Here is a 15,749-nt window from a genome sequence, read left to right on the forward strand (position 1 = left end):
GGCAGGCGCAGCACACAGCATAACCAATCGATACCATCCCACAGAGATTCTGCCAGACTTTCGGAAGGCTATCGAGCGTCGAGTACCATCAAAAGCTGCTGTAAAGCTTCGCTCGGCCCTAATTCCGCAGTATTCAACCGCAACTCCGGATTGAGTGGAGACTCGTAAGGCGAACCAATCCCGGTAAATAGAGGCAGGGAGCCTTCTCTAGCTTTCTTGTAAAGTCCCTTTACGTCCCTGCTTTCCACGACTGCGAGCGGCGCATCCACGTGTACTTCAAAAAACTGGCCGTCATCAAACAATTCCCGCGCGGCATCCCTGTCCGCCCGAAAAGGAGAGATAAGCGAAGCGATGACGGTGACGCCCGCATCGACCATCAATCGAGCGACCTCTGAAGCTCTCCTGATGCTTTCGTGACGACTGGCATCGGAAAAATCCAGATCGCTGTTGAGGCCCAACCGAAGGCGATCACCGTCGAGAATAAAGGTGTGAAATGCGCGAGCACGCAACTCTGTATCGAGCAGATTGGCTAATGTCGACTTGCCTGCACCAGACAAACCGGTCAACCAGATGACCTGTGGACGCGGCTGCCTCATTAAAACCCGGTGTCCTCTGGCACTCACGGGCGGCGTCGAAGCCTGGAGACCTTTATGAGTTGCTTCCATCATTTCTTGTTTGTTATGGGTCAAGATCCACAGTCGTATGCCTGTTCGATATTTTAGGCGGGAGACTGCGCTCGGAAATTCAAGCACGGGGCTTGAACATGCGTGCGCAACGGCCATTGCGCAGTCTGCTGGACATTGCAGGGTCACTCGCGCCAATGTTCGCACCAACAGAACCATTAGCCAACGAATTCTCTACAAAGTCGTTACAAAACGCATCGCCGAATTCTCTCATGCACTCGGGTAAAATGGCTCACTGTAAAAAAAAAGCCACACTCTGACGGGCAAAAACAAGTTCTGCACGACAATCGATAAAAATCTGCTGCAACACCACACGTGTCAACCATTTTCCTAGACGTCACGCGCCTCCTGACACGCCTTTACGAAGGCCGCTTGCCCACCGGTATAGATCGCGTCGGACTCGCCTATATAGAGAGATACCATCGGAACGCCCGCGCCGTTCTCAGTGAGCGCGGCTTTTCCACGGTCCTGACTGAGCGAGACTCGCAGCAAACGTTTGCACAACTTCTTTCATCGACCTGGAGCAGAAGCGCAATTCGCGCACTCATCATGCGCGCGTGCCTTAATCGCCTGCAGGAATCAAGACTTAACGGAATATTGTTGCATACCAGTCACAGCGGCATGGAATTCAGTCGTTATTACAAAACTTTGACAAAACGTCAAATTCGCCCCGTATTGATGGTCCACGATTTAATTCCGTTGACTCACGCCGAATACTGTCGCCCCGGCGTCGATGCTACGCATCGCAATCGCATGCACACCACGTTGAGGCACGCCAGCGGGCTAATCATGAATTCGCAAGCCACGCTCGACTCGATGACAGCCGAAGCCGCACGCGCCAATCTTTCGCTGCCACCGACGGTCGTCGCCCACCTCGCGTCGGGCGTCACCCCATGTCCGCAAGCGCCGCGCCCCATTGCCGCGCCCTACTTTGTGATGCTCGGCACCATCGAGCCGCGCAAAAACCACTGGTTCATGCTTCACCTCTGGCGCCGCCTGGTCGAACAGCTCGGCACCGCGGCACCCAAGCTCGTAATAATTGGCCGACGCGGCTGGGAATGCGAAAACGTCATTGACATGCTGGAACGTTGCGAATCGTTAAAAGGAGCCCTAATAGAAGAGGCTCACTGTTCCGACGAGAAACTACACGCCTATCTACAGCACTGCCAGGCACTGCTATTCCCTTCCTTCGTCGAAGGCTACGGCATGCCGCTCGCTGAAGCGCTCTCGCTAAAAGTACCGGTGCTCGCAAGCGACCTCGCCGTCTTTCACGAAATCGCCGACGACATTCCCGACTATCTGGACCCGCTCGATGGCCCCGGCTGGCTATCCCGCATTCAGGCCTACGCGCAACCCAATAACCCCGAGCGCGACGCGCAGCTAATCCGCATCGAACGATTTCGCGAACCGACGTGGACCGCGCATTTCGAACGCGTCGATGCCTTTCTGGAAACGCTGCGTTAAATGAAGCACCCTGTCGTCGCCAGCGAAAAGGCAGTTGCAAACCCTGCCATTGATCTGCGAAGTGTTACGTGTGGTTTGCGTCTGTGGAGCGGACTCCGCCGGCGAAGCGTCGAGCATGCGTGGATCGATCGTTGGCATGGACGCCTTGTATTACACATCGCGCGTCTACTCCGCAGGCAAATCGACGCAGCGTGGCCGGGACCAGTCTGGTCACGTGGTCCGGCGGGTACGCCATTGTTGTCGTGGTTCTCGATACCCGTTACCGATGCCAGCGCCGCCGCGTTCGTCACCGCGCTCCATCAGGCACTCACGGAAACAATCGAACGGAATCGCAACGCCGAGGCATCGCCGGAATTGCAACGGCTGATGCGGCGGTTCGCACGCGGTAGTGCACCGGCAACGCGTCACTTGCAATTCCATTGCCCTATTGCACTACTGGAACCACGCAACTGCGAGCGCATACTACTGATCGACGAACGTTCGCAGTCGCAAGGACTGGGCGCAACGGTAACGCGCCACTCGTCCAGAGCTTTCGAGCGCATGCTGCAAGCCGCGATTCGCACGCATCCACAAGCTGAATTCTGGATCGCACAATCGAACGATCCGGGTCGCGGCCACTGGCTTTCCGCATTGTCTCAACCCGTACAGCCGTTGACGATTCGCCGCTTCGCCGAACACGAATCGCTATGCGCCGCGCTGCCCCACGTCGATCACGTCTATACGCTAGGCGCGTCCGAAGGCATGCATGCACTTCTGGCCGGCGTACCCGTACACGTATTCGGCGCACCGTATTACGCGGGTTGGGGTTTGACCGACGACGCTCTTCATTTTCCAGACCGCACCGCCCGTCCCACGCTCACGACATTATTTGACGTCGTGTTTCTCCAGTTCACCCGCTATCTGAATCCAGCCACACACACGCCCGGCACGCTCGACGATTTACTCGACAGCATCGAATTACAGCATGCCGTCCAGCAACGATTCGCCGACCTGCACCATGTGGCCGCACTGCACTTCCAATGGTGGAAGCGCCCATTCGCGACACCGTACATCACGGCAGGTAATGCCACGCTGCGTTGGACTCGAGAATCGCAATCCGTACAAACACACGAATGCGCAGTACTGTGGGGCGCACGCAGCGCTGAGGGTCTCGCACCGGAAGTTCGCCGCGTCAGAATCGAAGACGGCTTCTTTCATTCGACGGGTCTCGGCTCCGATATGATCGCGCCGTGCAGTCAGGTGATCGATCGTCGTGGACTCTATTTCGACGCGAGTCAGCCCAGCGACCTCAGCGTGCTGCTCAACGAGACGAATTTCAGCGCGGCCGAACTCTCGCGTGCCGCTGCTCTGCGCGAGCGCGTCGTCAAGCTCGGCGTCACGAAGTACAACCTGGGTCGACGCCGCCCGCTCTGGAGCGCACCGGTCGGCAAACCGATCATCCTGGTCCCCGGCCAGGTCGCCGACGATGCCTCGATCCGCCTCGGCACCCGCGCCATTGGCACCGCCGACGCGCTGCTACGCGAAGTACGCCGATTGCGTCCCGATGCATTCGTCGTCTACAAACCGCATCCGGACGTGCTCTCGGGAAATCGCCAGGGCCTGATCGACGCACAGCAGCTCGCAGACGTCGTCGACACCGAAGCGGACCTGCTGTCCCTCGTCAATGTGGCGGATGAAGTTCACACGCTGTCGTCGCTCGCGGGCTTCGACGCGCTATTGCGCGGCAAAGCGGTCCATACGTACGGCCTGCCGTTCTACGCCGGCTGGGGACTTACCCACGACGCGCTCGCGCCGCTGCCGTGGCGTCATCGAACGTTGACGCTCGATATGCTGTGCGCGGGCGTGCTGCTGCGTTATCCGCTGTACTTCGACTGGAAAACGCGTCTCTTCACGACACCGGAAGCCGTGGTCGAACAACTGGCACCGCGAGCGGCACGGCCTTTGGAAAAAGTACGCGGCAACCGGCTGCGACCGCTTCTCAAGGCTTTTCGCTGGACCCGCAATGCCATCCGCCACACCGCATGGCGCCTCCGGCAAAAGCGCGCGTCACGAGTCCAGTAAGGCAAACCGGCCAGACAAAACAAAAGCCCCGCAAGATCGCAATCTTGCGGGGCTTTTTTCGCGGCTAACGCCAGAGCTCTACCACCTCACCGCGACATCATATGCATACTCACGTTATGCATCACCCACAACGTCCCGCCGACCACAATAACCGCGGTCAGCACAGTAAACGCAAACGCCACCACGTTCCAGCGCTGCGACGACGACGCGTTCATATGCAGGAAGAAAACCAGATGCACGAGAATCTGCACGAGCGCGAGGCCCGAGATTGCGAACAGTGCGCTCTGGCCCGTCAGCGTGCCGTTCATGACAAGCGCGAATGCCGCGACGGTCAGGATGACGGAAAGCACGAAGCCGGTCGTATAGCTGCCGAAGCTGCCGTGGCCTCCGTCCGAATGCGCGCCATGGGCGTTATGACTATGGTCCATTAGATCACGCTCGCAAGATAGACAAAGGTGAAGACGCCGATCCACACGACGTCGAGGAAGTGCCAGAAAAGGCTCAGGCACGTCAGGCGAATCATGTCGCGTTCGGTCAGGTCGCGATGACGCATCACCTGGATGGACAGCACGATCATCCAGATCAGGCCGAACGTCACGTGCAGGCCGTGCGTGCCGACCAGCGTGAAGAACGACGACAGGAACGCGCTGCGGCCCGGACCCGCGCCTTCGGCAATCAGGTGCGAGAACTCGCGCATTTCCAGCACCAGAAACGCGACGCCGAGCAGGAACGTCACGGCGAGCCAGCCGAGCAGCGCGCCCTTGCGGTTCTTGTGCGCGCCGAGCATCGCGAAGCCGTACGTGATGCTCGAGAGCAGCAGCATCGCCGTTTCGAGCGCGACGCCCGGAATCTCGAACAGGTCCTTGCCGCTCGGGCCGCCCGCGAACTGGTGGCTCATCACCGCGAACACGGCGAACAGCGCCGCGAAGATGATGCAGTCGGTCATCAGGTACAGCCAGAAGCCGAACACCGAGTGCGACGGCACATGGTCCGGCGCGAGTTGCGGCTCAACCGCGATAGTCTTCTGTAGCATCAGTCCACCTCCAGCGCGACCTGCCTGTCGGCGTTTGCACCGACGCCGGCCGCCACGGCGGCACCGCCGCCGTTACGTTTCTCTTCAATCAGCGCGACAGTGTCGGCCGGAATGTAATAGCCCTCGTTGTCCTGGAAGCTGTAGATGATCACGGTGCCGATCGCGCCGACAAAGCCGATGATCGCCAGCCACCAGATGTGCCACACGCCGGCAAAGCCGAGCACCAGCGAGAACAGACCCACCAGCAGACCCGCGGACGTATTCGACGGCATGTGAATGTCGCGATACGCCGGCACCTTCTGGACGCCCTTGCGCGACTTCATTTCGCTGAACGCGTCGAGCGAGCGGATCGTCGGGATATGCGCGAAGTTATAAGCCGGCGGCGGCGAGCTCGTCGCCCATTCCAGCGTATGACCGTCCCACGGATCGCCCGTGAGGTCGCGGTTTTGCGGCAGGTTGCGATCGCGGATGCTGACGAACAACTGCAGCAACTGGCAGGCGATACCGATCGCGATCAGCACCGCGCCGAACGCGGCGGCGATCAGCCACGGATGCCATGCCGGGTTGTCGTAGTGATTCAGACGGCGCGTCATGCCCATGAAGCCGAGCACGTAGAGCGGCATGAACGCGACCCAGAAGCCGATCTGCCAGAACCAGAACGCGGCCTTGCCGAGCTTCTCGTTGAGCTTGAAGCCGAACGCCTTCGGGAACCAGTAGTTGAAGCCGGCCAGATAGCCGAACAGCACGCCACCGATAATCACGTTGTGGAAGTGAGCGATCAGGAACAGGCTGTTGTGCAGCATGAAGTCCGCACCCGGAATCGCCAGCATCACACCGGTCATGCCGCCGATCGTGAACGTGACCATGAAGCCGAGGGTCCACAGAATCGGCGTCGTGAACTGCAGGCGGCCCTTGTAGATCGTGAACAGCCAGTTGAACACCTTAACGCCGGTCGGAATCGCAATCACCATCGTCGCGATACCGAAGAACGCGTTGACGTCGGCGCCCGAACCCATCGTGAAGAAGTGGTGCAGCCACACGAGGAACGACAGCACCATGATCGCGCAGGTCGCCCATACCATCGTCTTGTAGCCGAACAGCGGCTTCTTCGCGAAGGTCGCGACGACTTCCGAGAAGATACCGAACGCCGGCAGGATCAGGATGTACACCTCGGGGTGACCCCAGGCCCAGATCAGGTTCAGGTACAGCATCGCGTTGCCGCCGGCTTCGTTCGTGAAGAAGTGCATGCCGAGGTAGCGGTCGAGACCGAGCAGCGCGAGCGTGACGGTCAGGATCGGGAACGACGCCATGATCAGCACGTTCGTGCACAGCGCGGTCCACGTGAACACCGGCATCTTCATGAACGACATGCCGGGCGCGCGCATCTTCACGATCGTCACGAAGAAGTTCACGCCGGTCAGCAAGGTGCCGATACCGGAGAGCTGCAGGCTCCACAGGTAATAGTCGACGCCGACGCCGGGGCTGAACTGCAATTCGGACAGCGGCGGATAAGCGAGCCAGCCGGTCTGGCCGAATTCGCCGATCACGAGCGAGACGTTGATCAGGATCGCGCTGACCGCCGTCATCCAGAAGCTCAGCGAGTTGATGAACGGGAACGCGACGTCGCGCGCGCCGATCTGCAGCGGCACGACGAGGTTCATCAGGCCGACCATGAACGTCATCGCCATGAAGAAGATCATGATGACGCCGTGCGCGGTGAAGATCTGGTCGTAGTGATGCGGCGGCAGAAAGCCCGGGCTCAGATAGGCCAGTGCCAGCTGCATGCGCATCATGATCGCGTCGGCGAAACCGCGCAGCAGCATGATGAAGGCGATGACGATATACATCACACCGATCTTCTTATGATCGACGGACGTCAGCCATTCGCTCCACAGGTAGCGCCATTTGCCGAGATACGTGATTGCGCCGAGCACGGCCAGCGCGGCGAGCACCATGCCGGCGCCTGCCGTGACGATGATTGGCTCGTGATACGGGATCGCATCGAGCGTTAGTTTTCCGAACATGCGTTACCCCTTAGGCGCACAGTTGGCGTCCTTCATGTCGTCGAGGACGTTGCCGTTGTTGTATCGCGCAATGATGTTGTTGAAGAGCTTCGGATCGACGGTCGAGAAGTAGCGCACCGGGTCCTTCTCGCTCGGCTCCGACACCGCGTGATAGCGGTCCATGTCGAGGCGGTCCGAGGAAGCGCGCACCTTGGCGACCCATGCGTTGAAGTCTTCAGGCGACGTCGCGAGCGCGCGGAACTTCATGTCCGAGAAGCCCTTGCCGCTGAAGTTCGCGGTGAGGCCCGCGTAGTCGCCGGCGTGGTCGGCAATCAGGTGCAGGCGCGTTTGCATGCCGGCCATCGCATAGATCTGGCCGCCCAGCTGCGGGATGAAGAACGAGTTCATCACCGTGTCCGACGTGATACGGAAGTTGACCGGCGTGCCGACCGGGAACGCCAGCTGGTTCACCGACGCGATGCCGAGGTCCGGATAGATGAACAGCCATTTCCAGTCGAGCGCGACGACTTCGACGTTGATCGGCTTGACCTGCGACTCGAGCGGACGATACGGATCGAGCTCATGCGTGCTCTTCCACGTCAACACGGCGAGGAACAGAATGATCAGCGCCGGAATCGTCCAGACGGCGATTTCGACAGCCGTCGAATGAGTCCAACCCGGACGGTATTCGGCGTTCCTGTTCGACGCGCGATAACGCCATGCGAACAGCAGCGTCAGCGCGATGACCGGAATCACCACGATCAGCATGGCCCACGTGGAAGTCGCGATCAGATCGCGCTCCGCCACGCCCACACTCCCCTTCGGATTCAGAATATCGAGGTTGCTGCAACCCGAAAGCAGCAACATGAGACCGGCGGAAAGAAAGCTTGCCGATCCTCGCAGAGCGCGCCCTTTCATATCCACAGCCTCTTTTTTACGACTTCAACGAACGTCATTCGACGGCTCTCCATAAATAAGCGCTCGCATAATAGGGGCGCGCCGAGTGTCGATAAACACTCGATTTAGCAACGATCTATTGCGCCGTAACGCTGTGTGACACGTTGCCGCACACCTATTTGCGAGCGTCATTTGCGGTGCTCCGGAACGAAGCACCGAAAACGTTGACGCAGCGCAAAGTCCCTCGAAAAAAACACGGGCAATACCTGTGGCCCGGCGCGAGTCCGAGCGATCGCGCCACGCGTGCCGTGTGTCATGTGCCTAAGGGATCTGTTGCGATGCGTAAGAGCGCATGTGCGTTTGCCGCATCCTCGGGTAGGGATGCGGCAACGGCCCTGCGCTTCGTTCTTTTAACCGGGGGTATGTACCGCGGTCGCGGCGACCGGCTCGGGCGCCGCAGCTTGCAGATGTTCGCCGCCGTCCGTCGGTACGGAATCCGAAGGAAGTGCGGAGCGTTCCGATTGCGCAAGCAGCGTGCCGACCGACGGGTCGATCGCATCGGTGAACGGCTTCGGATCGAGACCGATCGCGAGCACGAGCAGCCCCATCGCGCCGAGCAGCACGAACTCGCGCTTGCCGAGGTCCTTCAGCTTCGCGACGCGCGCGTTGGCGATCGCGCCGAAGATCACGCGCTTGTACATCCACAGCGTGTAGGCCGCGCTCAGGATCAGCGTGGTCGCGGCGATCGCGCCGATCCAGAAGTTGAAGCGGATCGCGCCCATCAGCACCATGAATTCGCCGACGAAACCCGAGGTGCCCGGTAAGCCGATGTTCGCCATCGAGAACAGCATCACGAAGGCGGCAAAGCGCGGCATCGTGTTGGCGACGCCGCCGTATTCGGCAATCGACGCGCTCTTCGTGCGATCGTAGAGCATGCCGGTGCACAACAGCATCGCGCCGGACACCACGCCGTACGAGATCATCTGCACGATCGCGCCCGACTGGCCGAAGCGGTTGAAGACGAACAGGCCGAGCGTGACGAGGCCCATGTGCGCGACCGTCGAATACGCGAGCAGGCGGCGCATATCGGTTTGCACGAGTGCGAGCAGGCTCGAATAGATCACGGCGACGAGCGACAGCGTAATCATCATCGGCGCGAAGAAGTGGCTTGCCTGCGGTGCGATCGGCAAGGCGAAACGCAGCAGACCATAGCCGCCGATCTTCAGCATGCCGATCATCACGGCGGCGCCGGTCGGGCCGTCGAGGTGGACGTCGGGCAGCCACGTATGCAGCGGCCACATCGGCACCTTCACGCCGAACGCGGCGAGGAAGCCGAGGAAGATCAGCGCCTGCGGCACCATCGCGATCGGCGTGTCGCGCCACACGGCGAGGTCGAAGCTGTGCGTCTGGCTGTACAGATAGAGCAGCGACATCAGCATCATCAGCGAGCCGAGGAACGACACGAAGAAGAACTTCACCGCCGCATACGAACGGTTCCTGTGGCCGTAGGTGCCGATCAGCAGATACAGCGGAATCAGCGTCGCTTCGAAGGCGACGAAGAACATCATGCCGTCGAGCGACGTGAACACGCCCTGCATGAAACCCGACAGCATCAGGAACGCGCCGAAGTACTGCGCGGTGCGCTGCGTGATCGATTCCCACGAGGCGATCACGATGATGATCGTGGTGAGCGCGGTCAGCGCGACGAGCCACAGCGAAATCCCGTCCACTCCCACATGCCAGGCGATGTCGAACGTCGGCGACCAGCGGACGTTTTCGACGAACTGCATCGACGTCACGTCGTTGCGGAAATTCGTCACGAGCGGAATCACCGGCAGGAAACCCGCCACCGCGCCGATCAGCGCGAGCCAGCGCGTGCGGTTACGCGCCGCGTCGGACCCGGCACGCAAAACCACGAGCCCGGCGACAATGGGAATCCAGATGAGAAGACTTAGAAAAGGCAATGGCATGTGCTCTGTCAGAACTTGAAGTACAAAACGCCGCGTCAGCGCCCTTGGAAACGGCCGGCGATGAAATGGATACGTAAGCTGGAGTTCGCTGAAACCGGCGTGCAGACGGGGTTTTCCGCTACACGTTTACCCGCAGTCGAATGACCAAAGGGTGGGAGATTACCAAGATAAGAATAATTTTGCAGCGCAGCAGCGCCGGAATCCGCGCCACAATAGATTGTTGCCCCTCGAACACTTGCAAAACGCATGAAAATGTGCGCTTGCACATTGTTACAGATCAATTTTCAGAGCTAAAAAATTTCGTCGCAAAAGCTCACAATTAGCGGTGAGTTGACAACTTTTAAGCGTTTGCTTTGTTTGTCGCCGGACCGGCTGGAACGGATCGTGCCCCGATGCGGGTGTTTCATCGGTGGCGATCCGGCGCCGATGACAGAAATTTTTGCTAAAAATAGATTAAAAAAAATTTTGTGCGGGGCCTCTAAATTCCTCTTGGAGAGCCGGGGAAAGTACCTGGCAGCGCTCGCCCCAAAGACGGCCCGGCGGTCCGCCTGACAATGCTCGGAGCTTCCATTTTCATTACGCATAACAGCGGCAAAGTGTGCGTGTCGCTGCACGAATTCGCGCCGCAAGGCACACTCGTTTCGCCGGCCGACTCCTCTGCCGGCCCTCTTCCGGACCTCTTCGCATGGCGCTTCGTGACGACCCCGCGGTTCCCGCACTCGAATGCCGAGGACTGAGCAAACGGTACGGCGCCGGCCGCATCGTGCTGGCGCAGCTCGATTTCACGCTCGCGGCGGGCGAGTTCGTCGCGATCATGGGCGACTCGGGGGTCGGCAAATCGACGCTGCTCAATCTGATTGCCGGGCTCGACCACGCGGATAGCGGCAGCATCCTGATCGACGGCCGCGCCATTGGCGAACTCGACGACGACGCGGCGACGCGCCTGCGCCGGCAAAAACTCGGCTTCGTGTTCCAGGCCTTTCATGTGCTGCCGCATCTGACGCTCGCGCAGAACGTCGCGCTGCCGCTGCTGCTCAACGATCTGCCGGCCGCCGGCGCGCCCGGAATGCTCGCCGCGGTCGGTCTCGGCGGCCGCGGCGACGACTTTCCGCGCGATCTGTCCGGCGGCGAACTGCAGCGCGTCGCGATAGCGCGGGCGCTCGTGCATCGTCCGACACTGATTCTCGCCGACGAACCGACCGGCAACCTCGACCCGGCGACCGCGCACGATGTGCTCGGCCTGTTTCGCGCGCAGAGCAAGGCGACTGGCGCGGCGACGATCATGGTCACACATTCGGAAGCCGCGGCCGCGGTAGCCGACCGCGTCCTGAGGTTGAGCGACGGCGGCCTGCATGCCGCGCCGCTGCAACCCGCGCCTGCGAGCGGCGCGCTCGCGCAGGCAAGCGCCGTTCGCGCGACCGGTGATGCGCGCTGAGATCGGCTCTGGGCCGCACACGGCGGGACATCGCGTGCTCGCGCGCTGGCTGCTCGGCGCCGAATGGCGTAGCCATCGCGGACGCGCCCTCGTTGCCATTGCGACGATCGCGCTCGGCGTGGCGCTCGGTTACGCGGTGCAACTGATCAACAGCGCGGCCTTCAACGAATTCTCGGCAGCCGCGCGCAGCCTGTCCGGCGAAGCCGACCTGCAGGTGCGCGGCGCGCAGCCGTTTGTCGACGAATCGATCTATGCGCGTCTGTCGAACGATCCGCAGGTAGCGCTCGCGAGTCCCGTGCTCGCGCTCGATGTCATGGTGCCGGGCCGCGACGGCGCGCTACCGGTGCTCGGCATCGACGTGTTCAAGGCGAGCCGGATCACACCCGATCTGATCGGCGTGCCGTCGCCAGACCGCCCGTTCGATACGCTCGCTTCCGATACGCTGTTTCTGTCGCCAGCCGCGCAACGATGGCTGAACCTCAAGACCGGCGATGCCGTGACGCTGCGAAGCGGCACGTCGAGCGTGCGTCTGCGCGTCGCGGGCGGGCTCGCGAGAACGCGGCCGGGCCAGCGGCTCGCGGTGATGGATATCGCCGCCGCGCAGTGGAGATTCGGAAAGGTGGGCAAGCTCTCGCGCGTCGACGTGCAGCTCGCGCGCGGCGTCGACCGGCCACGCTTCAAGCGCGATCTGCAAGCACGGCTCGGCAATCCGTGGATCGTCGCCGAGGCGCGCGACACCGAGAACCGCACCGATCGCCTGTCGCGCGCTTATCGGATCAATATGAACGTACTGGCGCTGGTCGCGCTTTTCACGGGCGCGTTCCTCGTGTTTTCGACGCAGGCGTTGAGTGTCGTGCGACGCCGCTCGCAGTTCGCGATGCTGCGCGTGCTCGGACTCACGCGCGCCCGGCTGCTGCGGCAGATCCTGCTGGAAGGCACCTTGCTCGGGCTGCTCGGTTCGCTATGCGGCCTGGCGCTCGGCTACGCGATGGCAAGCGGCGCACTGCGTTTTTTCGGCAGCGATCTGGGCGGTGGCTATTTTCCTGGCGTACAACCGCGAGTCGGTTTCGAGCCACTGGCGAGCCTGCTGTTTCTGATGCTCGGCGTTGCGGTATCGGTATTGGGCAGCATCGCACCGGCCGTCGATGCGGCGCGCGCGCATCCGGCCGCAGCGCTCAAGGCAGGCGCCGAAGAAGTCGCATTGGCGCGGCTCGCGACGCCCTGGCCCGCGCTTGCGTGCCTGCTTGTCGCCGGGGTTCTCACGCACTTGCCGCCGTGGTTCGATGCGCCGATTGCGGGCTATCTCGCCGTCGCCCTGCTGCTGGTCGGCGGCATTGCGCTGATGCCGCGCGTGACCGCGCTGATATTCCGCGCGGCAAGCCGCGCGGGCGGAATGCGACGCCGCTTCGGTGCAACCGGCACGCTCGCGATCGCGCGTCTCGCGAATGCGCCGGGCCACGCGTCGATCGCCATGGGCGGTGTGCTGTCGAGCTTCGCGCTGATCGTCGCGATGGCCATCATGGTGGCCAGCTTCCGCGTGTCCGTCGACGCATGGGTCACGCACCTGCTCTCCGCCGATCTGTACGTGCGCGTGGCATCGGGCGGCAATAGCGGCGATGCCGGCGGCTTGCGGCTCGACGAGCAGGCGCGGATCGCCGCGATTGCCGGCATCCGCAACGCTGCGTTCGCGCGCATCACGCATCTGACGCTAGATCCCGCCCAGCCCGACGTCACCCTGCTCGCCCGCGAAATCGACGCGGCCGATCCTGGCGCCACGCTACAGATGAGCGGCGCGATACTGTCGCCTGCCGCGTTTCACAGCGGCGAAATACCTGTTTGGGTATCCGAAGCAATGGTCGACCTGTATGGATACCGAACGGGTCAGCGTGTGCAATTGCCGCTTGGCGGACCTGCTCAGGTATTCGTCGTGGCCGGCGTGTGGCGCGATTACGCGCGCCAGAGCGGCGCTATCCAGATACGGCTCGCCGATTATCGACGGCTGACCGGCGACACTCATGCAACCGATGCCGCCGTGACCGTCGAACCGGGTACGAGTGTCGAGCGCGTGATAGGCGGATTGCGCGCGCTGCCTTTCGGCGCATCGCTCTATCTATCTCAACCGGGCGAGATACGGGCGCGCACACTGGTGATCTTCGATCGCAGTTTCGCAGTAACTTATCTGCTCGAAGCGGTTGCGATCGTGATCGGTTTGTTCGGCGTCGCTGCAACGTTTTCCGCGCAGACGCTCGCGCGCACTCGCGAGTTCGGCATGCTTCGGCACGTTGGCGTGACTCGCGCACAAATTTTCGCGATCCTCGCCACGGAAGGCGGTCTGCTCACGGCGTGCGGTATTGCACTCGGCTTCGCGCTTGGCTTTGCAATCAGCCTGATTCTCGTGTTCGTCGTCAATCCGCAGTCGTTTCATTGGAGCATGTCGTTGCACGTGCCGTGGATCGTGCTCGGCACGGTAGCGATGGTCATGCTGGTTTTGTCCTGCACGACGGCGGTCGTGGCAGGCCGGGGCGCCGTGTCGGTGGATGCGGTACGCGCGGTGAAGGAGGACTGGTGATGGGGAGGCGGGCTACGCGATGCGCGTGGACAAAGCAGCGGACACGCAAAGTCTCTCTGCATTTTGATGCGATTGAGCCGTTCTGTGTTGCACGGCATGGTGGCGCGGAACGATTCAAATGCGTGCCGTCTGTTGGGCCGCGAAAACATCAGCCGCGACTGAAACCCTGCTCGTATGCAACATCATTTGAAACGCCCTTCACTATCGCGCGCAGGACGGGTTCACTGCGGCGATTCTCTTGTCTGTTTCTGTTTTGTGCCGGCATGGCCGCCACGCCTCTCGCGTTTGCCGCGAGTGACAAGTTATCGGCCCCGGCATCCACGACATTTGCCGCGGTTACGCCGGATCATCCGGTCTCGCTGCCACAGGACAGCGGTGCACATCCGACCTTTCGCACCGAGTGGTGGTACGCGACAGGCTGGCTCAACACCCCCGACAATCGGCCGCTCGGATTTCAGGTCACGTTCTTCCGTTCCGCCACCGGTCATGATCCCGCCGATCCGAGCGCGTTCGCGCCGTCGCAACTGATCATCGCGCACGCGGCGTTGAGCGATCCGGCGCTCGGGCGTCTCATTCACGACCAGCGCATCGCACGCGAGGGTTTCGGGCTCGCTTATGCGAAGCCGGCCAATACCGACGTCAAACTCGACGCGTGGAAAATGATTCGTGCTGCGGATGGTCACTACGACGTCGCCATCGACGCAAGCGGATTTTCGCTGCACCTCGTGCTGACGCCGACGCAAGCCCCGCTGATCCAGGGCGAGCATGGCTATTCGCGCAAAGGTCCACGGCCAGAGCAGGCGAGCTATTACTACAGCGAACCGCAATTGCACGTGACGGGCAATGTGATACGCCCCGCCGCAAATGGAAACGCCGCTGGGCGCGATACGCTCGTGACGGGCATGGCATGGCTGGATCACGAATGGTCGAGCACATTGCTCGATGCCGACGCGGTCGGATGGGATTGGCTCGGTGCCAATCTCGCGGACGGCTCGGCGCTGATGGCATTCAAGGTCCGTCGCCGGGATGGTCACGCGCAATGGGCGCACGCGACGCTTCGCAAGCCCGACGGGCAGATAACACGGTTTGGTCCGGATCAGGTCGACTTTACGCCGATTCGCACATGGCGCTCACCGCGCACAAGCGCTTCGTACCCGGTCTCGATGAAGGTCAGGACAGGTCCGTTGACGTGGCAGTTCGATCCGCTGATGGACGATCAGGAACTCGACTCACGACAATCGACCGGCGCGGTGTACTGGGAAGGCGCGGAGAGGGTGAGCCGTGAGGGCGTGGAGATGGGCCACGCGTATCTCGAACTGACCGGTTACGCGGACGCACAGCGGGCTGGGCAGCACTGAAGACTGCGCGACGGGGGATTGTGGAGAACGGGCGGCATGACGCGGCCGGTACGTTGCCGCACGGGAAGTACCGGTGTCCACACGGGAGTCACGCATGGCCCCGGCCTGCCGCACCGGCGTGGGATGAGCGTGGTGTGGGGAGGGACAGGGAGGAATCGGGCCGTAAACGGCCGGACCCCGGCACTCAGAGTGAGAAGCCGGGGTCCGTGTTACAGCATGAGGAGCCTGACGATTACCTACTTTCACACGGGCAATCCGCACTATCATCGGCGTGGA

The 15,749-nt window shown here is 61.7% G+C and carries 11 protein-coding genes; 5 read left to right on the forward strand and 6 right to left on the reverse strand.

The window, feature by feature from the left end:
* Positions 1–68: 68 nt before the first annotated feature.
* Complete coding sequence (gene cysC / locus F3J19_RS29275; RefSeq protein WP_240159339.1) at positions 69–689, reverse strand: adenylyl-sulfate kinase; 621 nt, start codon at positions 687–689, stop codon at positions 69–71.
* 309 nt (positions 690–998) lie between these two features.
* Between cysC and F3J19_RS29280 the strand changes: the two genes are divergently transcribed.
* Both F3J19_RS29280 and F3J19_RS29285 read left to right on the forward strand, forming a co-directional pair.
* Positions 999–2,147 (forward strand): glycosyltransferase family 1 protein, encoded by a 1,149-nt coding sequence (locus tag F3J19_RS29280; protein ID WP_167049445.1) that lies wholly within the window; start codon positions 999–1,001, stop codon positions 2,145–2,147.
* Entirely contained in the window at positions 2,148–4,208 is a 2,061-nt protein-coding gene (locus F3J19_RS29285; protein WP_205193349.1) for a capsular biosynthesis protein, read from the forward strand. It abuts the gene before it with no gap.
* A gap of 86 nt (positions 4,209–4,294) precedes the next feature.
* Here the strand turns inward: F3J19_RS29285 and cyoD are convergent, their stop codons facing one another.
* The 5 genes from cyoD to F3J19_RS29310 form a co-directional block, all read right to left on the reverse strand.
* A complete protein-coding gene (gene cyoD, locus F3J19_RS29290; protein ID WP_167049447.1) occupies positions 4,295–4,636 on the reverse strand; it encodes a cytochrome o ubiquinol oxidase subunit IV in 342 nt (113 codons plus the stop codon).
* Positions 4,636–5,241: a cytochrome o ubiquinol oxidase subunit III gene (gene cyoC, locus F3J19_RS29295; protein WP_167049449.1), complete on the reverse strand. Its 606-nt coding sequence runs from the start codon at positions 5,239–5,241 to the stop codon at positions 4,636–4,638. Before cyoC ends, cyoD begins: the two co-directional genes overlap by 1 nt.
* Complete coding sequence (gene cyoB / locus F3J19_RS29300; protein WP_167049451.1) at positions 5,241–7,265, reverse strand: cytochrome o ubiquinol oxidase subunit I; 2,025 nt, start codon at positions 7,263–7,265, stop codon at positions 5,241–5,243. The genes cyoC and cyoB overlap by 1 nt, the downstream gene beginning before the upstream one ends.
* Positions 7,266–7,268: 3 nt before the next feature.
* Positions 7,269–8,162 (reverse strand): ubiquinol oxidase subunit II, encoded by an 894-nt coding sequence (gene cyoA, locus F3J19_RS29305; RefSeq protein WP_167049453.1) that lies wholly within the window; start codon positions 8,160–8,162, stop codon positions 7,269–7,271.
* Positions 8,163–8,551: 389 nt separating this feature from the next.
* Positions 8,552–10,111, reverse strand: coding sequence for an NADH-quinone oxidoreductase subunit M (locus F3J19_RS29310; protein WP_167049455.1), 1,560 nt, complete (start codon positions 10,109–10,111; stop codon positions 8,552–8,554).
* A 685-nt stretch (positions 10,112–10,796) separates the two neighbouring features.
* Here F3J19_RS29310 and F3J19_RS29315 point away from each other — a divergent pair.
* The 3 genes from F3J19_RS29315 (at position 10,797) to F3J19_RS29325 (ending at position 15,473) form a co-directional block, all read left to right on the forward strand.
* Positions 10,797–11,546 carry an ABC transporter ATP-binding protein gene (locus F3J19_RS29315; protein ID WP_167049457.1) on the forward strand — a complete coding sequence of 250 codons (750 nt, stop codon included), beginning with the start codon at positions 10,797–10,799 and terminating at the stop codon, positions 11,544–11,546.
* Entirely contained in the window at positions 11,536–14,115 is a 2,580-nt protein-coding gene (locus F3J19_RS29320) for an FtsX-like permease family protein (protein ID WP_167049459.1), read from the forward strand. Before F3J19_RS29315 ends, F3J19_RS29320 begins: the two co-directional genes overlap by 11 nt.
* A 263-nt stretch (positions 14,116–14,378) precedes the next feature.
* A complete protein-coding gene (locus tag F3J19_RS29325; RefSeq protein ID WP_167049461.1) occupies positions 14,379–15,473 on the forward strand; it encodes a carotenoid 1,2-hydratase in 1,095 nt (364 codons plus the stop codon).
* Positions 15,474–15,749: the final 276 nt, after the last annotated feature.

It is taken from the genome of Burkholderia sp. Ax-1724 (assembly GCF_011752995.1).
In the GTDB taxonomy this organism is placed as follows: domain Bacteria; phylum Pseudomonadota; class Gammaproteobacteria; order Burkholderiales; family Burkholderiaceae; genus Paraburkholderia.